Source organism: Actinoplanes teichomyceticus ATCC 31121 (assembly GCF_003711105.1).
In the GTDB taxonomy this organism is placed as follows: domain Bacteria; phylum Actinomycetota; class Actinomycetes; order Mycobacteriales; family Micromonosporaceae; genus Actinoplanes; species Actinoplanes teichomyceticus.
This window is the reverse complement of the sequence record NZ_CP023865.1, coordinates 4383186-4407245: the sequence shown is the minus strand read 5'-3', so window position 1 is coordinate 4407245 and position 24060 is coordinate 4383186. Positions and strand designations below refer to the sequence as shown.

Here is a 24060-nt window from a genome sequence, read left to right as displayed (position 1 = left end):
AGCTGACCTGGATCGCGGACGGTTATACCCGTGGCTTCGGCTGCTCTGATCCTGCCGATTGGCGCGCTCGGCGACCGTTACGGACGACGCAACGTGCTGATCATCGGCACCGTGGTCTTCGCCTTGGCGCCCGACACCCGCGAGGAAGAGCATCATGGGCGCTTCGACATCGCCGGTGCGCTCACCACCTGCGTAGCCGTCGGGTCGCTGGTGTACGCCATCATCGAAGGCAACGAGACCAGCTGGACCGACGCCCCGTCCCGATCGCCTTGTCTTTGTTCGTGGCCGCCTCACCATCGTGCAGGAGCTCAGCCAAGAACGAGCCGCCGTTGCCCTGGCCGGCAAGCTGAGCCGCCTTGGTAGACAGGTCGACATCTTGGTCGACAACGCCGACATCATCAGCCTCGCACCAGCACACGCCCAGGCCTCTCATGAGCAGCACGCGATGACCACCGTTGAGGACGCTCATGCCCCGGCCTGAAGAATCGTCCCAGCATCGTCGCGGCGCATCCCAGGGCGAACGGGCACGTTCGCGTGGTGGAGGGCCGGGTGATAACGCCGGACGACGCCTTTACCGTCTGCCTTCGCCTGGTAGAGGGCCAGGTCTGCTTGGTGGAGCAGGCTGTCGACGTCGTCACCACCACCATGGGAGATGGTCACTCCAGCGCTGGAGCGAATAGTCATCGCGGTGTCCGCGATGACCAGTGGCTGGCGGAGATCGTCGATCGTGCGTTCGGCAACACGGACGGCGTGCTCCACGGTTGAAAGTCCGGAAAGCATGATGACGAACTCGTCGCCGCCGAGACGGGCCACGGTGTCTTCCTCACGCACGCTGACCTGAATACGCTCAGCGGCGGTTCGCAGTAGTTCGTCGCCAGCCGCGTGACCGTACGTGTCGTTGACCCCCTTGAAGCCGTCCAAATCGAGCAGGATAACGGCGACCCCGGAGTGCTCGTCGGCCATCGCGGCGGCCTGATTGGTCCTGGTGGTGAACAGCGCCCGGTTGCCCAACCCGGTGAGCATGTCGTGATTGGCCTGGTAACTTATCTGACGCAGCAGTGCCTGATTGGTTTGGGTATTGAGAAACTGACGAACCAACACAAGGACAGCCACGCCGAGTACCAGCCACGGGATGACCGGCCCCATGGTGCCCTCGGTCGCCTGTTGGATGGCGGCGATACCGAAGGCGATGAGGACCGGGACGTTCGGGAACCACAGCGCGCGAGGCGATGACTGCTGGTCCTCGATCGAAGAGGACACCGGTGGACGCATGTGGCTGGCCATGGCCGACAGCAGGCCCGCGAGAAGGTGGCCGCCGCCTACGCCGAGTTCCCACCAGTCCCGCCCGAAGGCGAGATTCGAGCCGTAGCCGATTCCCACAGCGGCGTACACCAACATGCTGCCAGCGAGCAAGCTGACCTGATTGATTCCGGCGGACACGGTGCGGGAGAGCACCAGCAGCGCCAATGCCATCGTGATGCACAACAGCGCGACCGCCGCCAGCACCAGGATGGCTTGCCCCGCCTCACCACCGCGGCTGACGGTGGCACGAAATGTCGGCCCGAGGACGGTGTACCAGCCCAGGAGCAGCAACGCGAAAAAGATCATCAGTCCGTCGATCGTGCGGCGCAGCCGCACGGCGGTATCGGCGAACGACGGGAAAGCCATCCCGAAGCCGACGATCGCACATATCACGGCCATGAGCGAGAGCAGGGCCGCGCCAACTGCTGCCGAACTGGTGGGGACGACAGACTCGGAACTCGTCCGGATCACTTCGCTGACGGCCCACAGCAGGCTGGTCGCTGCGGCGAACGTATAGCCGGCCCGGCTGCGACCCGTGCGGGTCCGCGCGCAGCGCACGTAGCCGCGGACGGCCACCAACGCCACCGCGGCCAACAACAGGTGCGTGGCGACACGGAACGGCGTCGCGGTAGCCGGGCTCTGGTTGACCTCGAACAGCGCATGCAACAGCACACCGGCCACCACTGCAGCTAGTACACCCACCCGCGCCTTGGACAATGGCCACCTCCGCAATGTGCCCCTCGGCGATCATCATGACTATCGGCACGACGGCAACCGACCTGTAGGCTTCCCTGCGGACTTTGGATGGAGAACGACCTCGGCGTGGGCGCCCGCGTGGAGGGCACCGTCCGTTACCGTGGGCGCATCGCCGACTCGACGTAACGCCGGAACGTCTTGCGGTCCACTCTCAGCGAGCCTGCGATGTCGTACTGAGAACCGGCCCGCGTGCCAGTACGCCGGTTCTTAAGTTATATCGATCCCGTAGAAACGTCCCCCTCGCCATCCGCTCCCCAGAGGCTTGCTGGTGAGAAGATGATCTACGGAAAAGGAGAGGATCTTGGCAACTGTGGTGGAACGCTCGCCGTCCCTTCGCGAACACCACGAGCGGCCCGGCAGTCCATAACGAGCGCATACCAGGGGATTACGGCCTGTATCAAATTCGGTTAGAGCCACTCGTTGATCGCGGCGATGGTTACGGTGGCCTCATAGCGGACGGCCAGCTTGTCGTATCGGGTGGCGACGGCGCGGTTGCGTTTGAGCCGGTTTATGTCGCATTCACGGTGTGGTTGAAAATAGTGAACTCGGATGTGGTGCGTGTCATTTTCTCCCCTTTCCCGCAGGACCTGATTACCATCTCAGGCTGCACCGGATCCGCGGGGGTCACCACGGCCCGCCGATTCCAGGCTGCGCGGTCCGTCAAGGGGGGATCCGCAGGCCGAGGATGCGGTCGGCGATCGGTGGTAGAACCGAACAATGATTGATCGAGCCGGACTGGCCGAGTTCCTGCGCCGCCGCCGGGAGTCGCTGCAACCCGAGGACGTCGGGCTCCCGCGCGGTCAGCGCCGCCGCACATCCGGGCTACGCCGCGAAGAGGTCGCCACGCTCTGTCACATCTCGGCCGACTACTACAGCCGACTCGAACGCGAGCGCGGCCCGCACCCGTCCGAGCAGATGATTGCCTCGATCGCCCAGGGCCTGCATCTTTCGCTCGATGAGCGCGACCATCTGTTCCGCCTGGCCGGGCACAACGCGCCGACCCGCGGCACCCCCAGCGAGCACATCAGCCCCGGCATGCTGCGCATCTTCGACCGACTCACCGACACCCCGGCCGAGATCGTCACTGAGCTCGGCGAGACGCTGCGCCAGACCTCACTGGGCGTGGCGCTCACCGGCGACATGATGCGCTACACCGGCCCATCGCGCAGCATCGGCTATCGCTACTTCACCGACCCGGCCGTACGGGCCCTCTACCACCCCGACGACCACGAGCTGCACGCCCGCGTCTTCGCCTCCGGCCTGCGCCGGGTCGTCACGCTGCGCGGCCCGAAGTCGTATGCGGCCCACCTGCAGGGCCTGCTGCTGGAGAGCAGCGAGGAATTCCGTACGGTATGGAACCAACATGAAATCGGCATCGGCTACGACCATTCAAAACGTTTCGTGCACCCCGAGGTGGGCGATCTGGAATTGCAGTGTCAGCGCCTGCTGGACCCCGACCAGTCCCACTTGCTGCTCGTCTACACCGCCGTTCCGGGCAGCGAGAGCTACGAGAAATTGCAACTGCTCTCGGTCATCGGCAATCAAACCCTCCTGACCCCGAACGGGTGACGGGCCCGCGGGGTCGTGGACGGCGATGGGCAAGAGGCCGATGTGACGACTGAACAAGCGGCCCAGACCATCCGCCGGCATGCCATCGAGATCAGCGGGGTTCAGGACTGCGGGCCGATGGTCTTTGCGCACGGCTAACGGCTGTGATCAGAACATGCCGCCGGGAGGAACCGCCCGCGGTCGTGCTGGACACCCAGTCGATCCGTGCCGCCAACCACGTTCGCGCCGCGACCACCCGCAAGAAGGTACCCGGCCGCGAACGAGGGCTGGCCGTCGGCGCACTCGGGCTGATCATCGCGGTGGCGGTGACCGCCGCGAGCGTCACCGACACCGTGGTCGGCGTGCGGCTGCTGGACAAGGCCGACGAGCACACCCGACGGTCACGCGGGCGTGGGGGGACTCCGTAGTCAAGCAAGATCTGGGCATCCACGGCACGCTGCTGGGCGTCGACGCCGAGGTGGTCAAACGCGCCGACATATAGCCGGGGCCCGTGCAGCCGGGGCTCGTGCCGATCGCGAAGCGGTGGGTGGTCGAGCAGGTGCACGGCACATTGACGCTGCACCGACGCCCGCTCCGCGAGTACGAGAGCCGCCCGAGTCGTCGGTGTCGCGCACCCCGTGGGCCTGCGCAGCCAACGGCTTCGGGTCCGAGTCCCGATACAGTCGAACGGCGCGTTGCCGCAGCTCATCGGGGTACTTCTTCGGTGCTGCCACAGATACTTCCTCCCCATGGTCATCAGACCATGATCAAGAAGCTCCATGAATACGGAGGTGCCTCACCAGCGAAGGCCGCACCAAACGCGAGATCATGCGCAGCCTCAAGCGCTACATCAGCAGACAACTCTTCCGGACTCTGCAAGACGCGAACCTGGCCCCCAGCACCAATTGACAGCTATAGAAGCATCTCAGTGGCTGAGGCGGGCCTGGTGTTGACGTCGTCGTCGCCAGCGTGACCACCACCAGATGTGTTTGGGCTGGTGACGGCGGACGAACAGTGCGGCCAGCAGACGCCGGATCTCCGGTACCGTGTAGCCGATCATCATGTCGTCACTGCTGCTGTTTGCTCTGGCGAGGTCAGGGTCCGGGCGACGACGAGCCAGGCGTAAGCGGCCATGGACAAGGTGACATGCGCATACCAGGCCCGCCAATCGCGGACCTGGTACTCATCCAAGCCGGCCTGGCCTTTGGCCTGCTGGAAGCATTCCTCGACCGCCCAGCGGGGCCCGGCGATCCGGGCCAGGTCCATCAACCTCGTCTTGCGCGGCCCGTAACACACGCAGTAGGCCAGCTCGCCGGTGCTCATGTTGCGCCGGGCCGTCAGCCAGTGCCCGCGGCCCGGTCGCCAGAAGATGCGGATCGGGACCCGCGCCCCCCGGTACTCCCGTGGTCCATGAGCGCCTGGACCAGCGGAGATCCGCGACCAGGCCCGACGGGGTAGAGAGGCGATCAGCTCGTCGACCCGGGCCCGGCCCATGCTGGTGGTGACCACATAGTCGTTGCAGCGGGTCGCGACCACATGCGCCCGGTCGTGGCCCTCGAGCCAGACCCGCAACGACTTCGACTGCCCGTACGCCTCGTCCATCGTCAGCCTGGGATCGGGAAGTCGTGGATACGAACTTAGATCCGAGACAAACTAGAACGGTAATCAGATATCGCAGGAGAGGCATGAAGATGACACGCAGCACCACCGAATTTTCGGTTCCGAATCTTGCCGGAAAAATTGCCGTGATCACCGGAGCGAGCGATGGTGTGGGGCTCGGCATTGCAACCCAACTGGCCGGCGCCGGCGCCGAGGTCGTCATGCCCGTACGGAATCGTGTTAAGGGTGAGAAGGCGATTGCGCGGATCAGGCAGGAGCACCCGAAGGCTGTCGTGTCGTTGCGCGATCTCGACCTGTCGTCGCTGGATTCGGTCTCCGCTCTGGGGGCCACGCTGCGCGATGAGCAGCGGCCGATTCATATCCTGATCAATAACGCCGGTGTGATGACTCCGCCCGAGCGTATGACCACCGCCGACGGGTTCGAGCTTCAGTTCGGCAGTAACTATCTCGGACACTTCGCGCTAACGGCTCATGTGCTGCCGCTGCTGCAGGCTGGGCGCGCCCGAGTGACATCGCAGTTGAGCGTGTCCGCCAACCAGGGCGCGATCAACTGGAACGACCTGAACTGGGAGCAGTCTTACAACGGAAACACCGCCTACAGCCAGTCGAAGATTGCGCTCGGCCTATTTGGTCTCGAGCTTGACCGGCGCAGTCAGGCCGGCGGCTGGGGCATCACCAGCAACATCTGCCATCCCGGCATCGCTCCGACCAATCTGCTGGCCGCACAGCCGGAGCTTGGCAGGACCAAGGACACCGTCACAGTGCGATTAATTCGCGCGCTCTCCCGCCGTGGCATCCTGACCGGCAGTCCCGAGTCGGCAGCTTTGCCGGCCCTGATGGCTGCCACCTCACCCAACGCACGAGGCGGCCGGTTTTACGGGCCGAGTGGCTTGGCACACCTCAGCGGCCCCCCTGCTGAGCAGCCCGTCTACACCCGCCTGCACAGCCTTGAGGACGCTCGGCGCATCTGGCAGATCTCCGAGAATCTCACCGGTGCGACGTTTCTAGCCACGAAGTAATGCGTGGCTCTTTCTTGGTGGCGGCTCGCTCGAACGCCGCGTCCGCGCGATCTGGGCGTTGCCGGTGGATGCACGCAGCTGGCCGCGCTGCGGCACGGTCGATGTCCTAATTTCTCATTCGACCGGTGGGTGTCCCGCGGCCGGTGCCGTCCAAATGTTCCGCACCGGTCGCGTGGTGACCAGTGAGCCATTCAGCGCAACGGTCCAGTCGCGGGATGTAGCCGTTTCGGCGTCCGGTAGGTCCGAGACGCGCCCAATAGACTGTGCTACATAGAAAGGGCGCAGGAACCTCGGCGGAAGTATCCACGGCGGCATCGATAGTCACGGTCAGCTGGTGTCTCCTTGATCAGGAGTTACACCGTTTCTCTTACAGTTCCGGCCGCCGGTGCTGGGGTTGGTGGTGGTTATCGCCCTGCATATCGACCCCGCGCACCAGCCGCCGGGTGCCGGCTGGTGTTGACGGTGCTTATTGCCCTCATCACCGACACTCACCGCGAGCCGCGCGGGCTGGGCTGGTGCTGGTGGTGGTCGTAGGAGGTGAATAACGACGTTGGGTGCCAGCCGGGCGGGGCGGGCTGGTGTTGGTGGTGGTTATCGGGGGCGGATAACCACGCTGGGTGCCAGCCGCATGGGTCCGGCTGGCACTGCTGGTGGTTATGAGGGTGCACCACCGGGCCGAGGCAGTCGGGCCATCGGGGCGGACGCGGGGCTGGGGGAGTCGGGCCATCGGGGCGAATACCGAACGGGGGAGTCGGGCTGCCGGGGCGGAGGCCGGGCCGGGTGCGGGATTCCGTCGTTCGAGGCGTCCGGGCCGCCGGCGTGACTGAATCCGGACGGAACGGGTACACGGCGCGCCATGTCAGTGATCAACAGGCCGGCGCCCGCCGCGGTCGAGACCGACGAGGTGACCGTGGTGGTCGCCACCCGCAACCGCCCGGACCGGCTGCGCGAGACGATTCCGCGGCACCGGGCGGCCACGATCGTGGTGGACAACGGTTCCGATCAGCCGCTGGCGGTGCCGGGCGCCGAGGTGGTCCGGCTCGGCGAGAACATCGGCGCGGCGGCGCGGAACGTCGGTGTGGAGCGGGCGGGCACGCCGTTCGTCGCGTTCGCCGACGACGACTCGTACTGGGAACCCGGGGCCCTGGCGCGGGCCGCCGAGATCCTGCGCGCCCATCCCCGGGCGGCGCTGCTCACCGCGCGGGTGCTGATCGGCCCGCAGGGCCGCCTCGACCCGATCTCGGCGGGCATGGCCGAGGCCCCGATCGGCGTGCCGCCCGGCGCCGCCGGGCCGTCGGTGCTGGGCTTCCTCTCCTGCGCGGTGGTGGTCCGGCGGGATGCCTTCCGCGCGGCCGGGGGTTTCCAGCCACGCCTTTTCGTGTACGGCGAGGAAGCCCTGCTCGCGATGGACCTGGCCGCCGCGGGGCACCAGCTGTCGTACGTCAGCGAGCTGGTCGTGCGCCACTTCCCCGAGCCGGCGGGCCGGGACACCCGTGCCCGTGCCCGCCGGGAGTGCCGCAACCGCGTCCTGACCGCGCTGCTGCGCCGCCCGCCGGCCGTGGCCGTGCGCGCTCTCGCCGAGGCGGCCCGCTCCCAGCCGGACGCCCTCACCGACATCGCCCGCGACCTGCCGTGGGCGCTACGGCACCGTCGCCGCCTGCCGGACGCGGTCGAATCCGCCCTGCGGCGCCTGGGGCAGTGATCCGTCCGGCGGCGCGTGGCGGCCGGCTTCCCGGCGGCCCACCCGGTGGGCCGGGTGCCGCCGGGAACCGACCGGACGCCTCACCAGCCCGACGGCGGGGCCTCCAGGTGGACCGCTTTGGTGCAGGTCATCTCGTCGAGCAGTTCGGGGCCGTAGCCGTACCCGGAACCGCTGAGGCCGCGCGGATGCGCGGCGCCGCCCGGAGCGCCGCCGAACACCGCGTTGATCTTGACGGTGCCGGCGGGCAGGGCGCGCCAGGCCTGCTGGGCGTGGCTCATCGAGCCGGTCAGCACGGTCGCCGCCAGCCCGTACGTCGAGTCGGCGGCCCGGCGCAGCCCCTCCTCGAACGAGTCGACCACCGCGACCGGCGCGACCGGGCCGAACGTCTCCTCGCGCATCACGGTCATCGCGTCGGTGCAGCCGGCCAGCACGGTCGGCGGGTAGAAGGCGCCCGGGCCGGCCGGTACGGCGCCGCCGCGCAGCGCGGTGGCGCCGTCCTTGACCGCCTGCTGCACCTGCTCGTCCACGGCGTCGCGCAGCCGCCGGTCGACCAGCGGACCGATCCGTGGCTCCCAGGCGTCCGCCTCGGCGACCAGCGCGTCCAGGAACGCGTCGGCCACCGACGCGTGCACGTAGATCCGCTCGACCGCCACGCAGATCTGCCCGGAGTTGGCGAACGCGCCGAGCGCGGCCTGCCCCGCCGCCCACCCCGGGTCCACCCCGGCGTCGACCAGCAGGGGATCCTTGCCGCCGTTCTCCAGCAGCGCCTTCGCGCCGGTCCGCGCGCAGGCCGCGGCGATCGAGCGCCCGGTGGCCGTGGCGCCCACGTGCGCGACCACGTCGACGGGCGCGGCGGCCAGCGCGGCGCCGACCGGGCCGTCGCCGTTGACCAGATTGAGCACGCCGTCCGGGAAGTGCGGGGCGAACAGCTCGACCAGCCGGTGACCGGTGGCCGGGGTGCGCTCGCTGGGCTTGTGCACCACGGTGTTCCCGGTGACCAGGGCGGCGCCGAGCAGCCCGCAGGCCACCGCGACCGGGTCGTTCCACGGCGTGATCACCGCGACCACCCCGCGCGGGCCGTACGCCATCAGGTCGATCGCCTGGTCGGCGCCGGCGAGTGTGCGGCCGCGGTGGACCGGGCCCAGTTCGGCGTACTGCCGCAGGGTGCCGACGCCGGCCAGCACCGAGTCCCGGGCGTCGGCGACGGGCTTGCCCATCTCCGCGTGGATCAGCGCGGCCAGCTCGCCGGCGCCGGCCTCGACCGCGTCGGCCGCCGCGTGCAGGGCGGCGGCCCGCTGCGCCGGGGCGGTCCGTGCCCAGCCCGGCGCGGCCTCGCGGGCGGCGGCGACGGCCGCGTGGACGTCGGCCTCGTCGGAGACCGCGATCCGGGAGACCGGGGTGTCGTCGGTGGGGTTGAGAACGGTCAGGTCGCGGCCGGAGCCGCCCGCGCCCCAGGCGCCGGAGATGAGTTGGGTGACCTCGTGCATGGCGCGCGCTTGCCCGGTGCCGATCGGGGCAAACACCGTACGGAGGAAAAAACTTCGACGGTCGAAGTTTTTTTGCGATCTTGGGCGTAAGGCGGGACCGCATGGGTATCCGGCCGCCCATGCGAATCCTGGGAATCAACGCGATCTTTCACGATCCGGCTGCCGCGCTGATCGTGGACGGTCGGGTGGTGGCCGCCGCGGAGGAGGAGCGCTTCAGCCGCCGCAAGCACGGCAAACGCCCGGTGCCGTTCGCCGCCTGGGAGCTTCCGGAGCTGTCCGCGGCCTGGTGCCTGCAGGAGGCCGGGCTGACCCCCGGGGACCTGGACGCGGTGGCCTACTCGTTCGATCCGGCGATCACCCGTGACGCCGCCGACCTCGGCCTCGACGACCCCTGGGACCACCTGCGGGTCGACTACGCCCGCCGGGCCCCGCAGTTCCTGGCCACCGTGCTGCCCGGGCTCGACCCCGAGCAGGTGCGGTTCGTGCCGCACCACGTCGCGCACGCCGCGTCCGCCGGGCTGTCCGTGCCCGACGACAACGCGGTGCTGGTGCTCGACGGGCGCGGCGAGGTCGCCGGGCACCTGGCCGGGGCGTACCGGGACGGCGAGCTGAGCGTGCTGCGTACCCAGGAGCTGCCGCACTCGCTCGGCCTGCTCTACGAGGACCTGACCCGGCACCTGGGGTTCCTGCACTCCAGCGACGAGTACAAGGTGATGGCGCTGGCGTCGTACGGCACGCCACGCTTCCTCGACCAGCTGCGCGAGCTGGTCCGGCCGACCGGGGACGGCGGGTTCGTCGTCGAGCACATCGACTGGAACGCCCTGGCCAAGCCGTGCGCCCCGGGCGGCGAGCTCACCGACGCGCACGCCGACCTGGCCTCCAGCGTGCAGACCCGGCTGGAGGAGGTCATCCTCGACCTGGCCCGCTGGGCGTACGACGCGTCCGGCGGCCTGCGCACCCTGACTATGGCCGGCGGCACCGCGCTGAACTGCGTCGCCAACGCCCGGGTCGCCGCCGAGGGCCCGTTCGACCGGGTGTGGGTGCAGCCGGCGGCCGGCGACGCGGGCACCGCGCTCGGCGCCGCGCTGGCCGTGCACGGGCGCAGCATCCCGTTCACCACCGCCGCGCTGGGCCGCGGCTGGTCCGACGAGGAGCTGGAGGCCGAGCTGAAGCGGGCGGCGCTGCCGTACACCCGGCCCGCCTCGATCGCCGCCGAGGCCGCCGCGGTGCTGGCCCGCAACGGCATCGTCGCGTGGTACCAGGGCCGCAGCGAGTACGGCCCGCGCGCTCTCGGCCACCGCTCCCTGCTCGCGCACCCCGGCGACGCGCACACCCAGCGCCGGATGAACGATGTCAAGGGCCGCGAGCAGTTCCGCCCGATCGCCCCGATGGTGCGCGCCGAGCGCTTCCACGACATCTTCGACGGCGTCTACCCGAGCGAGCACATGCTGTTCGTGCACCGCGTCAAACCGGACTGGCGGGACCGGATCCCCGCGGTCGTGCACGTCGACGGCACCGCCCGGGTGCAGACGGTGCACCACGAGACCGAGCCGGTGGTCGCCGAGATGCTCGCCGAGTTCGAGAAGCTCACCGGCCTGCCCGTGGTGGTCAACACCTCCCTGAACACCGCCGGCCGTCCGATGGTCGACACCCCGCGTGAGGCGATGGAGCTGTTCGGCTCCGCGCCCGTCGACCTGCTGGCGATCGGGCCGTTCGCGGTGCACCGGGCCCGGGCGTTCGGCGCGTGAGCGGCGCGAACATCACGGTCGTGGTGCCCACCCTCGGCCGCCGGAGCCTGACCCCCCTGCTGAACCTGCTGCGCGACGACGCGCTGCGGGTGCTCGTCGTCGACGACCGCGCCGACCGTCGGCAGCCGCTGGCGGTGCCCGAGCACGTCACCGTGCTGCCCGGCCCGGCGCGGGGCCCGGCGGCGGCGCGCAACGTCGGCTGGCGGGCCACGCCGCACGAGTGGGTGGCGTTCCTGGACGACGACGTGCTGCCGGACCCGGACTGGCCGGCCCGGCTGCGCACCGACCTGGCGGCGGCCGGGCCCGAGGTCGGCGGCGTGCAGGGCCGGCTGCGGGTGCCGCTGCCCGCCGGGCGGGCGCCGACCGACTGGGAGCGGGTCACCGCGGGCCTGGCCGACGGCGCCTGGATCACCGCCGACATGGCGTACCGGCGCGCCGCCCTGGCCGCCACCGGCGGCTTCGACGAACGGCTGCCGCGCGCCTTCCGGGAGGACGCGGAACTGGCCTTCCGGGTCCGCCGGGCCGGTTGGACGCTGCGGCGCGGCGAGCGCCGGGTGACCCATCCGGTACGCCCGGAGAGCCGCTGGATCAGCCTGCGCACCCAGCGTGGCAACGCCGACGACGCCCTGCTGCGCCGGCTCTACGGCCCGGGCTGGCGTGACCTGCTCGACATCCCGCCCGGCCGCCGTCGCCGGCATGCCGCGATCACCGCCGCGGCCGCGGTCGCCACGGTCACCGGGATCGCCGCGGCGGTCACCGGCCGTCGCGGCTGGGCCGGCGTCGCCGCGCTGGCCGCCACCGGCTGGGCGGCCGGCACCGCCGAGTTCGCCGCCGCCCGGATCGCGCCCGGCCCCCGCGACCGGCACGAGGTCACCACCATGCTGGCCACCAGCGTCGCGATCCCGCCGCTGGCCGTCGCGCACTGGCTGCGCGGCTGGTGGCGGTGGCGGGCGGAGCCACCGGCCGTCCCGGTGCGGCCGGTCCGCGAGGCGGTGGCCGCCTGATGTCCCGGCTCTACGACGCCGTTCTGTTCGACCGGGACGGCACGCTGATCGTCGACGTGCCCTACAACGGCGACCCGGACCGGGTGGAGCCGGTGCCCGGCGCCCGCGCCGCCCTGGACCGGCTGCGCGCCGCCGGCCTGCGCCTGGGCGTGGTCACCAACCAGTCCGGCCTGGCCCGTGGCCGGTTCACCGCCGCCCAGCTGGCCTCGGTCAACGGCCGGGTCGAGGAGCTGCTCGGGCCGTTCGGCACCTGGCAGATCTGCCCGCACGACGACACCGCCGGCTGCGCCTGCCGCAAGCCGCGGCCCGGCCTGATCGAGGCGGCCGCGGCGGCGCTCGGCACCACACCGCGACGCTGCGTGGTGGTCGGCGACATCGGTCGGGACATGACCGCGGCGCTGGCCGCCGGCGCGGCCGGAATCCTGGTGCCCACCCCGGTCACCCTGCCGGACGAGGTCGACGCCGGGCCCACCGTCGCCGGCAGCCTGACCGAGGCCGTCGAGCTGATCCTGGGCCGGGAGGACCTGGTCCGGCCGGCGCCGCGGCCGGGGCGGGCCGGCGCCGTGCTGGCGGTGCGCTCCGACTCGGCCGGCGACGTGCTGGTCACCGGCCCGGCGATCCGCGCCCTGGCGCACGGCAGTGACCGCGTGGTGCTGCTCTGCGGGCCGCGCGGGCGGGCCGCGGCGGAGCTGCTGCCCGGCGTCGACGAGCTGATCGAGTGGCGGCTGCCGTGGATCGACCCGCAGCCCGGGCCGGTGGACGCGGCCGACATGGCCGCGCTGACCGAGCGGATCCGGGCCGCCGGGGTGGACGAGGCGGTCGTCTTCACGTCGTACCACCAGTCGGCGCTGCCGCTGGCGCTGCTGCTGCGCACCGCCGGCGTGCGGCGGATCACCGCGATCAGCGAGGACTATCCCGGGTCGCTGCTCGACGTACGCCACCGCGTGCCGCCCGGGGTCCCGGAGCCGGAACGCGCGCGCAGCGTCGCGGCGGCGGCCGGGTTCGCGCTGCCGGAGAGCGACGACGGCGCGCTGCGCATCCGTGACGTGCGCCGCCACGGGCCGGGCGACTACCTGGTCGTGCACCCGGGCGCCAGCGTCGAGGCGCGCTCCTGCCCGCCGGAGAACCTGCGCCGGATCGTGGCGGCCCTGGCCGGGGCCGGGCACCGCGTCGTGGTCACGGCGGGCCCGGGGGAGAGCGAGCTTGCCGCGTACGTCGCGAACTCCGTCGCGGACCTCGCCGGACCGACCTCCCTGACCGATCTCGCCCACCTGCTGGCCGGCGCGTCCGCCCTGGTCGTCGGCAACACCGGCCCGGCGCACCTGGCCGCGGCCGTCGGCACCCCGGTGGTCAGCCTGTTCGCGCCCACCGTCCCGTACGCCCAGTGGGGCCCCTACCGGGTCCCGGCGGTCCGGCTCGGCGCCGCCGGCGCCCCCTGCCGCGACACCCGCGCCACCGTCTGCCCGGTCCCCGGCCACCCGTGCCTGTCCACCGTCGAACCGGCCGCGGTCCTGGCGGCCGTGACCGGTCTCGGCGCCCGCCCCGCCACCCATCCCGCCCACTGTCCGAAGGCAGCCGCGTGAACATTCTGCTCTGGCACGTGCACGGCTCCTGGACCACCTCGTTCGTCCAGGGCAAACATCGCTACCTGATCCCGGTCAACGACGCCCGCGACGAGTGGGGGCGCGGCCGGGCCCGCACCTTCGACTGGCCGGACAGTGTCGAGGAACTGCCGCTGGAGCAGATCCGGGACGCGGACGTGGCCATCGTCCAGCGCCCCGAGGAGATCGACCTGCTCCCACCCAGCCTTCCGGTGATCTACGTGGAGCACAACACCCCGAAGGGGGACGTGCCCAACACCCGGCACCCGATGGCCGACCGGGACGACCTGATCATCGCCCACGTCACCCACTTCAACGAGCTGTTCTGGGACTGCGGCTCGACCCGCACCACCGTGATCGAGCACGGCATCGTGGAACCGGCGGTGCGCTGGACCGGCGAGCTGGACCGTCTCGCGGTGGTCACCAACGAGCCGGTCCGCCGTGGCCGGGTGACCGGAACCGATCTGTTCCCCCGGTTCACCCCCGTGGCCCCGCTGGACGTGTTCGGGATGGGCGTGCGCGACCTGCACGGCGACCGGATCACCGCGCACGAGGACCCGCCCCAGCGGGTGATGCACGAGCTCCTCGCCCGCCGCCGCGCCTACCTGCACCTGTGCCGCTGGACGTCGCTCGGGCTGAGCCTGATCGAGGCGATGCAGATGGGGATGCCGGTGATCGCGCTGGCCACCACCGAGGCGATCGCCGCGGTGCCGGAGGGCGCCGGCGTCCTGTCCACCAAGGTCGACACGCTCGTCGAGGCCGCGCACTGGCTGATCGAGGAGCCCGAACAGGCCCGCCGGATGGGCGAGCGGGCCCGCCTGGCCGCCCTCGACCGGTACGGCCTCGACCGCTTCCTCGCCGACTGGGACCACCTCCTGGAGGAGCACACATGCGGATCGCGATGATCTCGGAACACGCCAGCCCGCTCGCCGCGCTCGGCGGGGTGGACGCCGGTGGCCAGAACGCGCACGTCGCGGAACTGGCCACCGCGCTCGCCGCGCAGGGCCACGAGGTGCGCGTCTACACCCGGCGGGACGACCCCTCGCTCCCGGAGGTGGTGCCCTTCGGCGAGCGCGCCGAGGTGGTGCACGTGCCGGCCGGGCCGGCGGTGCCGCTGCCCAAGGACGAACTGCTGCCGCTGATGGGCCCGTTCGCCGAGTGGATGGCCGCGGACTGGCGGTCGGTCTGGATGCCGGACGTGGCGCACGCGCACTTCTGGATGAGCGGGCTGGCCGCGGTCACCGCGGCACGCCGCTGCGACGTCCCGGTGGTGCTGACCTACCACGCGCTCGGCACGGTCAAGCGGCGTCACCAGGGCGCCGCCGACACCAGCCCGGCGCACCGCATCGGCTACGAGCGCCAGCTCGGCCGGGTCGTCGACCGGGTCGTCGTGCAGTGCCAGGACGAGCTGCGCGAGCTCATGCTGCTCGGAGTGCCGCGCACCCGGACCACGCTGGTGCCCTCCGGGGTGAACACCGAGCGGTTCCGCGGGGACGGGCCGGCCGCCGTGCGCTGCGGCCGGCCGCGGATCCTCAGCGTCGGGCGTCTCGTCGAGCGCAAGGGCTTCGAGGATCTGATCCGGGCGCTGCCCGAGGTGCCCCGGGCCGAGCTGCTCATCGCCGGCGGGCCGCCGGCGGTGAGGTTGCAGGCGCATCCGTACGCGCAGCGGCTGCTGCGCCTGGCGCAGGAGTGCGGCGTCGCCGAGCGGGTGCGGCTGCTCGGCGCGGTGCCCGCGCACCGGATGCCGGAGTGGTACCGCTCCGCCGACATCGTCGCCGCCACCCCCTGGTACGAGCCGTTCGGCCTGACCCCGCTGGAAGCGATGGCCTGCGGGGTGCCGGTGGTCGCCACCGCGGTCGGCGGCCTCACCGACACGGTCGTCGACGGGGTCACCGGCGATCTCGTGCCGCCGCACGACCCGCACGGGCTGGGCACCGCGCTGCGCAAGCTGCTCGTCGACGAGAACCGGCGGCTGACCTACGCCGCGGCCGCCGCCGACCGGGCCGTGCACGCCTACGCGTGGCCGCAGATCGCCGCCCGGATGAGCGCCGTCTACGCCGCGGTCGCCGGGATCCCGGCCGGCCAGAGCCGCCCGGCGGCGGTGGTCTGATGGATCCGCTCGACGAGCATCTGAACATCCTGGGCGCGGCGATCGGGTCGTACCGGACGGTGGCCGCCCGTCTCGCCGACTGGGGCGCCGAGCTGGCCTGGCACCTGGGCCGCGGCGGTCGCCTGCTGGTCGCCGGCAACGGTGGCAGCGCGGCCGAGGCCCAGCACCTGGCCGCCGAACTGGTCGGCAAACTGCGCGAGGACCGGATGCCGCTGTCCGCGATCGCGCTCACCCCGGACTCCTCGGCGGTCACCGCGATCGCCAACGACTACGGGTACGACGAGGTGTTCGCCCGCCAGGTCCGCGCGCACGGCCGGCGCGGCGACATCCTGCTGGTGATGTCGACCAGCGGCCGCAGCCCGAACCTGGTGGCCGCGGTGCGGGCGGCCAAGGAGTGCGGGCTGCGTACCTGGGCGATGGTCGGCCCGGGCGCCAGCCCGGTCGGCGACGCCTGTGACGAGGCGCTGCGCTGCCCGGCGCCGGACTCGCAGGTGGTCCAGGAGCTGCACCTGGTCTCGGTGCACGTGATGTGCGAGCACGTGGACCGCACGCTGCCGGAGGTGCTCGCCGGCGCCCGGCGAGCCACCCTGGACGGCGTTCACCGGCAGCATCTGGACGGCGTCGGCCCTCAGCATCTGGACGGCGTCCGCGCGCAGTGTCTGGACAGCGCCCACCCGCAGCGCGACGGCGCCCGGGCGCAGCCTCTCGACGACGCCGCCCGGGTGCAGCGGGGCGGCGGCGCGGCGCCGGCCGGCGGCGCCCGCCCGGCCCGGCGCGTCGGCAGACAGCCGGATCCGCTCGCCCGGGACCGGGCGGAAGGAGGAACGACGGTGCGCAAACCCCTGCTGGTGATCGTCGGCGACACCCTGCTGGACCGGGATGTCGAGGGCGCGGTCCACCGGATCGCCCCGGACGCCCCGGCCCCGGTCCTGGACGAGCAGAGCGCCACCGACCGGCCCGGCGGCGCCGGCCTGGCCGCCCTGCTCGCGGCCGGACCGGACCACGAGGTCGCGCTGGTCACCGCGCTGGCGGCGGACGCCGGCGCGGCCCGGCTCAGCGAACTGCTCACGGCCGCCGGGATCCGGGTGCACGCGCTCCCGATGCCCGGCGCCACCCCGGAGAAGATCCGGCTGCGCTCGCGCGGCCAGGTCCTGCTGCGGCTGGACCGGGGTGGCCCGGCCCAGCCGCCGGGGGACGCCCCGGACGGCCTGCTGGACGTGCTCGACGAGGCGTCGGCCGTCCTGGTCAGCGACTACGGCCGGGGAGTGGCCCGGCATCCGGCGGTGCGTGCCGCCCTGGAGCGCACGTCCGCCCCGATCGTCTGGGACCCGCACCCGGCCGGCCCGCCACCGGTGCCCGGCGTACGCCTGGTGACCCCGAACCTCGCCGAGGCGACCCGGTTCACCGGCGACGCCGCGCGCGGGTCGGCGCTCAGCACCGCCCAGCGCGCCGGTCACCGGCTGCGCGAGCAGTGGCGCGCCCAGGCGGTCGCGGTCACCTGCGGCCCGGACGGCGCGATCCTCTGCCAGGCCGGCCCGACACCGCTGGTCGTGCCGGCCCGCGCGGACGCCGGCGACGCGGACACCTGCGGGGCGGGGGACCGGTTCGCGGCCACCGCCGCGCTGGCCCTGGCCGGCGGCGCCCTGGTCTCCGAGGCGGTGCAGGACGCGGTCGCCGCGGCCACCTCGTACGTGACCGGCGGCGGGGTCGCCGCGGCGCTGTCGGGACCCGCCGGACAGCCGGCGCAGCCGCGGCGGGAGCCGGACCGGATCGGCGCCGAGGCGGCCGGTCGGCTGGTCGCCGAGGTCCGCGAGCGGGGCGGCGTGGTGGTCGCCACCGGCGGCTGCTTCGACCTGCTGCACACCGGTCACCTGGCCACCCTGCGCGCCGCCCGCGGTCTCGGCGACTGCCTGATCGTCTGCCTGAACAGCGACGACTCGGTACGCGGCCTGAAGGGCCCGGACCGTCCGCTCAACGCCCAGGCCGACCGGGCCCGGCTGCTGGCCGCGCTGGACTGCGTGGACGCCGTGGTGATCTTCGACGAGCCGACCCCGGAAGCGGTGCTGTCCTGGCTGCGGCCGGACGTCTGGGTCAAGGGCGGCGACTACGCCGACGGCGGCCCCTCGCTGCCCGAGGCGGACCTGGTCAAGCGGTGGGACGGCCAGACCGTGATCGTGCCGTACCTGGACGGCCGTTCCACCACCCGAACCATCGCCGCGGCTCAGGCGGCCACCACCAGTAGGAGGTAACAACGCATGGATGCAGTGATCGTCACCGGCGGGTCGAGCGGGCTCGGCGCCGCGGTCGTGGACGGCGTGCTCAAGGCCGGCGGGCGGCCGTTCGTCATCGACCGGCAGGCGCCGCGCGGCGACATCCCGTGGGTCGAGTGCGACCTGGCCGACACCCGGGCCGCCGAGCAGGCCACCCGCAAGGCGATCGAGCTGGCCGGCGGAGCCGTCGACGCGGTGGTGACCGCGGCCGGGTTCGACGTGCCCGGGGCGCTCGAGGACGTGCCGGGGCCGGTGTGGGACCGGATCGTCGCGGTGGACCTGCTGGCCACGGCCGCGGTGATCCGGGCCGCGCTGCCGGAGCTCAAGTCCGCCCACGGCGGTGTGGTGACCGTGGCCTCGACGCTGGGGATCAAGGCGGTGTCGGACGCGACCGCGTACTGCGCGGCGAAGTTCGGCGTGGTCGGCTTCACCCGGGCGCTCGCCGCCGAGCTGGCCGGTCAGGTCAACGTCACGCTGGTCATCCCGGGCGGGATGCGGACGAAGTTCTTCGACGAGCGCGAGGAGCGCTACAAGCCGGGACCGGACGCGAAGCTCAACGACCCGGGCAACGTGGCCGACGCGATCCTGTTCGCGCTGCAGCAGCCGGCCGGCTGCTCGGTCCGGGAACTGATCATCGCCGGGGAGACGGAGACGTCGTACCCGTGATCCTCGTCCTGCGCGCCCTGGGCGTGGGCGACCTGGCCACCGGGGTCCCGGCGCTGCGTGCCCTGCGCGCCGCGTTTCCCGCCGAGGAGCTGGTGCTGGCCGCGCCGGCCTGGTTGACGCCGCTGATCGAACTGATCGGCGGCGTCGACCGGGTGGCGCCCACCGACGGTCTCGCGCCGCGCGCCTGGTCGGACGCCACCGCCCCGCGGCTGGCCGTCAACCTGCACGGCAGCGGCCCGCAGTCGCACCGGCTGTTGCAGCGGGCCCGCCCGGGCCGGCTGTGGGCCTTCCGCAGCGCGGCCGCCTGGCACCCGGACGGTCCGGCCTGGTCCGACGACGAGCACGAGGTGCACCGCTGGTGCCGGCTGCTGCGGCACTACGGCGTACCCGCCGACGAGTCGGATCTGGGCCTGGCGGTCCCGGACGTGCCGGTGCCGCGGGGCGTCACGATCCTGCACCCGGGGGCCAAGTCCCCGTCGCGGCGCTGGCCGCCGCACCGGTACGCCGAGGTCGCCCACCGCCTGCACGTCGCCGGTCACCACGTGGTGATCACCGGAAGTCCCGCCGAGCGGGACCTGACCGCCAAGGTGGCCGCCGACGCCGGGCTCGGACCGGACGCGCTGCCCGGCACCGACCTGGCGTCGCTGGCCGCGCTCATCGCCCACGCCCGGCTGCTGATCAGCGGCGACACCGGTGTCTCACACCTGGCCACCGCCTACGGCACCCCGTCGGTCACCCTGTTCGGCCCGATGTCGCCGGCGCGCTGGGGGCCGCCGCAGCGCCCGTGGCACCGGGTGATCTGGCACGGCACCCGCAGCGAGCGCGGCGACGCGCCCGGCCCCGAGGTGCACCCGGCGCTGCTGGCGGTGACGACCGAGGAGGTGCTGGAGGCCGCCGGCCGCGCGCTCGCCGAGCGCTGATCACCCGGGGCTGCGGGAGTCAGGAGGGGTCGTCGGCGGTGGCGCCGTCGAGGCGCTGACACTGGCCGCTCAGGTGGTCGCCCAGGGCGGCGCGGTACCCCACCGCGACGCGGGTCAGCTCGTCGATCTCGCGCAGCATCCCGTCCCGGTTGCTCTGCACCGCGGCGATGGCCTCGCGGTGCTGCTGGTGCGCCTCCCGCTCGATGCCGGTGACCAGCATCCGGGCCTCGCCGAGGATCTGTTGCGACCGCTCCCGGGCCGCGGTGATCAGCGCGTGCGACTCCTGGTGCGCCTCCTGCACGTGGCCGTCGGCGGTGCGCTGCGCCATCGCCAGGACCCGGTCCAGGTTCTCCCCGCCGGGCACGACGGCCGCCGGGGCCTGACGGGCCTGGCGCAGCCGGCTCGCCAGCCGACGGGCCTGCTCCTCGGCCTGCTCGCAGCCCTGCCGGGCGCGCTCCAGCTCGGCGGCGGCCGCGGCGACCTCGGCCTCGCCCGGACCGGCCGGGACGGGCTCGGCGGCCGCCTCGGCGCGGCGGCGCAACTCGTCGTTCTCGTCGATCAGCCTGACCAGTTCCTGGGCGGCCTCGTCGAGCAGAGCGTCGACCTGCTCCTCGTCGTAGCCACGCCGGCCGAGGGCGGTCCTGGCGAACTCGACGTGGTGTATGTCGGCTGGTGTCAGCGGCACGGTGCTCCTCTGGTCATGGTGGTCGTCGCCGACCGGGGCTGGAGCGAAGCAACTGTACGCGCCCGGCCCCACGCCCCGGCCGGTGACACCGGCTGGCCGGCCCGGCGGCGCCGGGTGGCGGAGCGTGCGGGGTGTCCGGTGCCCGCGCGCCGCGCCCGCCGGATGATCAGGTCACGAGCACCGGAACGAGCCGATTCGGATCGTTGTCGCATGCGTCCGGGATATCTTGGGAGAATGGGTAGCCGGTGATTTGTCCGGATGGTTCATTCTTCGGATGGGGCGTTGTTCGGGCGGGTCATGGTTCGGACGGGTCGTTGTTCCGGTGGGCATTGTCCGGAAACGGACGCCAAGCCCACCCGATCACCGGTCGCTGCGAGGATCAGCGGACCGGCAGCCGTCCGCTCGCCCGGCGCGGTGGACAGCGGCCGCTGCCCGCCTCGCCTCTTCACTGTCGGCAGGCATACGACCGGATCCGAGGTGCGCCATGACCGTTGCCACCCTCAGCTGCATCACCCCGCCGTTCCTTCTGACCAGGCTGCTCGACAGCGACGACCGGGACGTCCGCGAGGCGGCGCTGGCCACCCTGATGACGACCGAGCAGCTGCGTGGCGAGCGGCAGGTGCGCGCGCTGATCGCCGCCGCCGTGGTGGCGGCCGGGGACGGGCACCGCAGCATCTTCGACTGCCGGCACGGCACGGTTCTGCCGTCCGCGGTCCTGGCCCGCTCCGAGGGCGACGGCGAGGTCGCCGACATCACCGTCAACCGGGCCTTCGACGGTCTCGGCGCGACCCGGGACTTCTACCGCGAGGTGTTCCAGCGGCGCTCGCTCGACGATCGCGGGATGGCGCTGCTGGGGTACGTGCATCGCGGCACCCGCTACAACAACGCCTTCTGGGACGGCCAGCAGATCGTCTTCGGCGACGGCGACGGGCGGGTCTTCAGCGACTTCACCGCCTCGCTCGACGTCATCGCCCACGAGCTCGGGCACGGCGTCACCGAGCACACCGCCGCGCTGGAGTACCACAACCAGTCCGGCGCGCTGAACGAGTCGCTGTCCGACGTGGCCGGCGTGATGGTGAAGCAGTGGCGGCTGCGGCAGACCGCCGACCAGGCGGCGTGGCTGATCGGCGCGGAGGTCTTCACCCCGCAGGTCGACGCGGACGCGCTGCGGTCGCTGAAGGCGCCGGGAACCGCGTTCGACAACCAGCTGTTCGGCCGTGATCCGCAGCCCGCGCACATGGACGGCTACCTCGATCTGCCGGACACCCCGGAGGGCGACCACGGCGGCGTGCACATCAACTCGGGCATCCCGAACCGGGCGTTCTACCTGACCGCCACCGGCATCGGTGGTTTCTCCTGGGAGGCCCCCGGGCACATCTGGTACGAGGCGATGCGGGCCTCGACACCGACCACCGACTTCGCCACGTTCGCCGGCACGACGATCCGCAAGGCGGAGGAGCTCTACGGGGCGGACAGCCGGGCCCGGCAGGCGGTCGGGGAGGCGTGGGAGCAGGTGGGCGTCCGGGTGAGCACGACGACGACGGCCGGGCGTGGCTGATGCGGGTGTCGCTGAGCACCCGGGGCGGGCTGGCGGCCGCGATCACCCGGCGGCTGCCGCCCCGGGTGGCCGACACCGACCGGCTGCCACCGGAGGCCGCCGGTGAGTTGCGCCGGCTGGCGGACGCGGTCCGTGCCGACCGCGACGGCCCGGGGCGTCCCGGCCCGGCCGTCCGCGACGCCATGAGTTACACGATCATCATCGAGGACGCCGCCGGTTCGACCACGCGGACCGCCACGGACACCGCGATGTCCCCGGCCTTCGGCGCCCTGCTCGGCTGGCTGGAACGCAACGCCGCCGGGTGACCGCCGAGCGGTCTCCGGGCCGCCGGGTCGCGGGGGTCTGCGGGCTGCCGGGTCGCGGCGGTCTGCGGGCCGCCGGGTCGCGGGGGTCTGCGGGCTGCCGGGTCGCGGCGGTCTGCGGGCCGCCGGGTCGCGGGGGTCTGCGGGCTGCCGGGTCGCGGGGGTCTGCGGGCTGCCGGGTCGCGGCGGTCTCGGCCGGAGCCGGGTGGTCGCGTCCCGGCGGGCGGGCCGCCTACCGGCGCCGGATGTGGTCGCGCGCCGGGATGGCGGCCGCCACGTCCTTGCTGGTCACCGATAACCGCAGCGGCGGGGTCCGGGGCTCCGGCGGCCGAGGCGCCACCCGCTTCTGCGGCGACCCGGCCGGGTTCTCCCGCGGCTCCGCCGGGTTCTGCGGCGGGTCCGGCGGCGACCAGTCCACCCGCCAGGCCGGGCGCAGCACCGCCGCCAGGTACGCCACCCCGCACACCCACAGCGCCACGTGCAGCCCGCCGGCGTTGAGCAGCACCGCCCCGAACAGGCCGCCGACCGGGATCCCGGCCCACGCCCACGCGGTGATCAGGGTCTGCACCCGCCCGCGCAGCGCCGCCGGGATCAGTTCCACCTGCAAGGTCTCCAGCAGCGGGTTGAACAGCCCGGACCCGATGCCGGCCAGGGCGTACACCGCGATCACCGCCTCCGGCGGCAGGCCGAGGGCGAGCACGACGATCCGGGTGGGGCCGCTGCTGAGCACCCCGATCAGGTACGTCGCCCGGCGCGGCAGCCGGCCCCCGTACCCGGCCGACACCAGCGCCGAGGCGATCGAGGCCACCCCGACCGCGCTCAGCGCCAGGCCGACCACGGTCGCGTCGTGCCCGCCGGCCCGCGCCCAGACCGGCAGCAGCACCGCCATCAGCGCCTGGTCGAGCAGGTTGGTGACGACGAACATCGCGGTCAGCGCGCGCAGTTGCGGGTTGCCGCGCAGGAACGCGGTGCCGGTGCGCAGCCGGTCCAGGTAGGTTTCGTCGTCGCGGCCGTGGTCGCGTACCGGGTCGGTGACGGTCAGCGTGACGATCAGGGTGGCCACGCCGAGCATGGCCGCCGCCGCCCACAGCGCCCGGTCGCCGCCGAGGGTGGCGACCAGCCAGCCGGCCAGGGCGGTGCCGGCCGCGGTGGCGGTGCGCTCCACCGCGGTGGCCAGGCCGACGCCGCGCGCGGTGGACTGCCCGGCGTCGGCCGCCATGAACGGCACCAGCAGCCGTTTCGCCGCGCTGGCCGGCCCGTCGGCGCAACCGACGGCGATCAGCATGGCGGTGAGCAGCCACAGCGGCGGGGTGCCGAAGATCGCCGGGATGATCAGTACGGCGGCGGAGGTGACGTCCCCGGCCATGCTGATCCGGCGCGGCCCGATCCGGTCCAGCAGCGGCCCGGCCAGCCACTGGGTGAACGCGTACGGCAGCACCTGGCAGGCCACCACCAGGCCGGTCTGGGCGGCGCTGCCGGTGCGGTCCAGCACCAGCCAGGGCACCGCGACGGTGAGCAGCCGGTTGGCCGACAGGGTGCAGGCCTGCGAGCTGAGGACACCGGTGAGTCCACGCCATCTCACCCGGCCATCACCGGGCCGGCCGCACGGTCGAGCAAGGTCACCATCCGACATCCTTCGGCAAAAGGCGGGGCGGTTTTCCTCGCACCGTAGATGCCGATGGCCACGGCAGGTAGTCGGCCGTCGATGACCCGATGGCCGGTGTCCGCGGCCCCGGGACCCCGGGCCCGATCTCCGCCGAAG

18 protein-coding genes and 4 pseudogenes are annotated in these 24060 nt (G+C 72.8%); 16 read left to right on the top strand and 6 right to left on the bottom strand.

Translation table 11 applies throughout. The annotated features are described in order from the left end of the window. Positions 1–30: 30 nt before the first annotated feature. A complete protein-coding gene (locus ACTEI_RS37160; protein ID WP_145831018.1) occupies positions 31–363 on the top strand; it encodes a hypothetical protein in 333 nt (110 codons plus the stop codon). 102 nt (positions 364–465) lie between these two features. Here ACTEI_RS37160 and ACTEI_RS19495 read toward each other — a convergent pair whose 3' ends face one another. Together ACTEI_RS19495 and ACTEI_RS38480 are read right to left on the bottom strand one after the other, a co-directional pair. After that, positions 466–1983, bottom strand: a complete 1518-nt coding sequence (locus tag ACTEI_RS19495) for a GGDEF domain-containing protein (RefSeq protein ID WP_145831019.1) — start codon at positions 1981–1983, stop codon at positions 466–468. 482 nt (positions 1984–2465) lie between these two features. Beyond that, positions 2466–2579: pseudogene (locus tag ACTEI_RS38480) on the bottom strand (IS5 family transposase); the annotation flags it as partial. A gap of 196 nt (positions 2580–2775) precedes the next feature. On the opposite strand from ACTEI_RS38480, the gene ACTEI_RS19485 reads away from it, so the two are divergent. Both ACTEI_RS19485 and ACTEI_RS39215 read left to right on the top strand, forming a co-directional pair. Beyond that, positions 2776–3627, top strand: coding sequence for a helix-turn-helix transcriptional regulator (locus tag ACTEI_RS19485; RefSeq protein WP_122978958.1), 852 nt, complete (start codon positions 2776–2778; stop codon positions 3625–3627). Between the two features lie 149 nt (positions 3628–3776). Then, a pseudogene (locus ACTEI_RS39215) lies at positions 3777–4389 on the top strand (transposase); the annotation flags it as partial. A gap of 276 nt (positions 4390–4665) precedes the next feature. On the opposite strand, the pseudogene ACTEI_RS19475 reads toward ACTEI_RS39215, so the two are convergent. Beyond that, positions 4666–5214 (bottom strand): annotated as a pseudogene (locus ACTEI_RS19475) (IS701 family transposase); the annotation flags it as partial. A gap of 77 nt (positions 5215–5291) precedes the next feature. Between ACTEI_RS19475 and ACTEI_RS19470 the strand changes: the two are divergent. Next, a complete protein-coding gene (locus ACTEI_RS19470; RefSeq protein WP_239082409.1) occupies positions 5292–6245 on the top strand; it encodes an SDR family oxidoreductase in 954 nt (317 codons plus the stop codon). A gap of 856 nt (positions 6246–7101) precedes the next feature. Continuing rightward, a complete protein-coding gene (locus ACTEI_RS19465) occupies positions 7102–7947 on the top strand; it encodes a glycosyltransferase family 2 protein (protein ID WP_122978957.1) in 846 nt (281 codons plus the stop codon). Positions 7948–8027: 80 nt separating this feature from the next. Here the strand turns inward: ACTEI_RS19465 and ACTEI_RS19460 are convergent, their stop codons facing one another. Beyond that, entirely contained in the window at positions 8028–9434 is a 1407-nt protein-coding gene (locus ACTEI_RS19460; RefSeq protein WP_122978956.1) for an aldehyde dehydrogenase family protein, read from the bottom strand. Positions 9435–9553: 119 nt separating this feature from the next. Between ACTEI_RS19460 and ACTEI_RS19455 the strand changes: the two genes are divergently transcribed. The 9 genes and pseudogenes from ACTEI_RS19455 (at position 9554) to ACTEI_RS19415 (ending at position 19753) form a co-directional block, all read left to right on the top strand. Further along, positions 9554–11182, top strand: a complete 1629-nt coding sequence (locus tag ACTEI_RS19455; RefSeq protein WP_122978955.1) for a carbamoyltransferase family protein — start codon at positions 9554–9556, stop codon at positions 11180–11182. After that, the gene (locus ACTEI_RS19450) at positions 11179–12186 is read left to right on the top strand and encodes a glycosyltransferase family 2 protein (protein WP_122978954.1); all 1008 of its coding nucleotides are present in this window, start codon (positions 11179–11181) and stop codon (positions 12184–12186) included. The genes ACTEI_RS19455 and ACTEI_RS19450 overlap by 4 nt, the downstream gene beginning before the upstream one ends. Then, positions 12186–13769 carry an HAD-IIIA family hydrolase gene (locus ACTEI_RS19445; protein WP_122982265.1) on the top strand — a complete coding sequence of 528 codons (1584 nt, stop codon included), beginning with the start codon at positions 12186–12188 and terminating at the stop codon, positions 13767–13769. The genes ACTEI_RS19450 and ACTEI_RS19445 overlap by 1 nt, the downstream gene beginning before the upstream one ends. Then, a complete protein-coding gene (locus ACTEI_RS19440) occupies positions 13766–14692 on the top strand; it encodes a glycosyltransferase (RefSeq protein ID WP_122978953.1) in 927 nt (308 codons plus the stop codon). Before ACTEI_RS19445 ends, ACTEI_RS19440 begins: the two co-directional genes overlap by 4 nt. Continuing rightward, positions 14677–15897 carry a glycosyltransferase gene (locus ACTEI_RS19435; RefSeq protein WP_122978952.1) on the top strand — a complete coding sequence of 407 codons (1221 nt, stop codon included), beginning with the start codon at positions 14677–14679 and terminating at the stop codon, positions 15895–15897. Before ACTEI_RS19440 ends, ACTEI_RS19435 begins: the two co-directional genes overlap by 16 nt. After that, positions 15897–16481: pseudogene (locus ACTEI_RS39210) on the top strand (D-sedoheptulose-7-phosphate isomerase); the annotation flags it as partial. The gene ACTEI_RS19435 and the pseudogene ACTEI_RS39210, both read left to right, overlap by 1 nt. A gap of 264 nt (positions 16482–16745) precedes the next feature. Then, on the top strand, positions 16746–18146 hold the full coding sequence (locus ACTEI_RS19425) for a PfkB family carbohydrate kinase (protein ID WP_203723671.1): 1401 nt from the start codon (positions 16746–16748) through the stop codon (positions 18144–18146). Between the two features lie 6 nt (positions 18147–18152). Further along, entirely contained in the window at positions 18153–18833 is a 681-nt protein-coding gene (locus ACTEI_RS19420) for an SDR family oxidoreductase (protein WP_122978951.1), read from the top strand. Next, complete coding sequence (locus ACTEI_RS19415; protein ID WP_122978950.1) at positions 18830–19753, top strand: glycosyltransferase family 9 protein; 924 nt, start codon at positions 18830–18832, stop codon at positions 19751–19753. Before ACTEI_RS19420 ends, ACTEI_RS19415 begins: the two co-directional genes overlap by 4 nt. A 19-nt stretch (positions 19754–19772) precedes the next feature. Here ACTEI_RS19415 and ACTEI_RS19410 read toward each other — a convergent pair whose 3' ends face one another. Continuing rightward, entirely contained in the window at positions 19773–20438 is a 666-nt protein-coding gene (locus ACTEI_RS19410) for a DivIVA domain-containing protein (protein ID WP_164466024.1), read from the bottom strand. A 484-nt stretch (positions 20439–20922) separates the two neighbouring features. Here ACTEI_RS19410 and ACTEI_RS19405 point away from each other — a divergent pair, with 484 nt between their 5' ends. Together ACTEI_RS19405 and ACTEI_RS19400 are read left to right on the top strand one after the other, a co-directional pair. Next, on the top strand, positions 20923–21996 hold the full coding sequence (locus ACTEI_RS19405; RefSeq protein ID WP_122978948.1) for a M4 family metallopeptidase: 1074 nt from the start codon (positions 20923–20925) through the stop codon (positions 21994–21996). After that, positions 21996–22301, top strand: coding sequence for a protealysin inhibitor emfourin (locus tag ACTEI_RS19400; protein WP_122978947.1), 306 nt, complete (start codon positions 21996–21998; stop codon positions 22299–22301). Before ACTEI_RS19405 ends, ACTEI_RS19400 begins: the two co-directional genes overlap by 1 nt. Positions 22302–22530: 229 nt before the next feature. On the opposite strand, the gene ACTEI_RS19395 is transcribed toward ACTEI_RS19400, so the two are convergent. Beyond that, entirely contained in the window at positions 22531–23880 is a 1350-nt protein-coding gene (locus ACTEI_RS19395) for an MFS transporter (RefSeq protein ID WP_239082410.1), read from the bottom strand. Positions 23881–24060: the final 180 nt, after the last annotated feature.

Excerpts from the sequence above, each read along its gene's own strand:
- ACTEI_RS19485 (WP_122978958.1), top strand. The coding sequence starts at position 2,776 with ATGATTGATCGAGCCGGACTGGCCGAGTTCCTGCGCCGCCGCCGGGAG.
- ACTEI_RS19470 (WP_239082409.1), top strand. The coding sequence starts at position 5,292 with ATGAAGATGACACGCAGCACCACCGAATTTTCGGTTCCGAATCTTGCC.
- ACTEI_RS19465 (WP_122978957.1), top strand. The coding sequence starts at position 7,102 with ATGTCAGTGATCAACAGGCCGGCGCCCGCCGCGGTCGAGACCGACGAG.
- ACTEI_RS19460 (WP_122978956.1), bottom strand. The coding sequence starts at position 9,434 with ATGCACGAGGTCACCCAACTCATCTCCGGCGCCTGGGGCGCGGGCGGC.
- ACTEI_RS19455 (WP_122978955.1), top strand. The coding sequence starts at position 9,554 with ATGCGAATCCTGGGAATCAACGCGATCTTTCACGATCCGGCTGCCGCG.
- ACTEI_RS19445 (WP_122982265.1), top strand. The coding sequence starts at position 12,186 with ATGTCCCGGCTCTACGACGCCGTTCTGTTCGACCGGGACGGCACGCTG.
- ACTEI_RS19435 (WP_122978952.1), top strand. The coding sequence starts at position 14,677 with ATGCGGATCGCGATGATCTCGGAACACGCCAGCCCGCTCGCCGCGCTC.
- ACTEI_RS19420 (WP_122978951.1), top strand. The coding sequence starts at position 18,153 with ATGGATGCAGTGATCGTCACCGGCGGGTCGAGCGGGCTCGGCGCCGCG.
- ACTEI_RS19405 (WP_122978948.1), top strand. The coding sequence starts at position 20,923 with ATGACCGTTGCCACCCTCAGCTGCATCACCCCGCCGTTCCTTCTGACC.
- ACTEI_RS19400 (WP_122978947.1), top strand. The coding sequence starts at position 21,996 with ATGCGGGTGTCGCTGAGCACCCGGGGCGGGCTGGCGGCCGCGATCACC.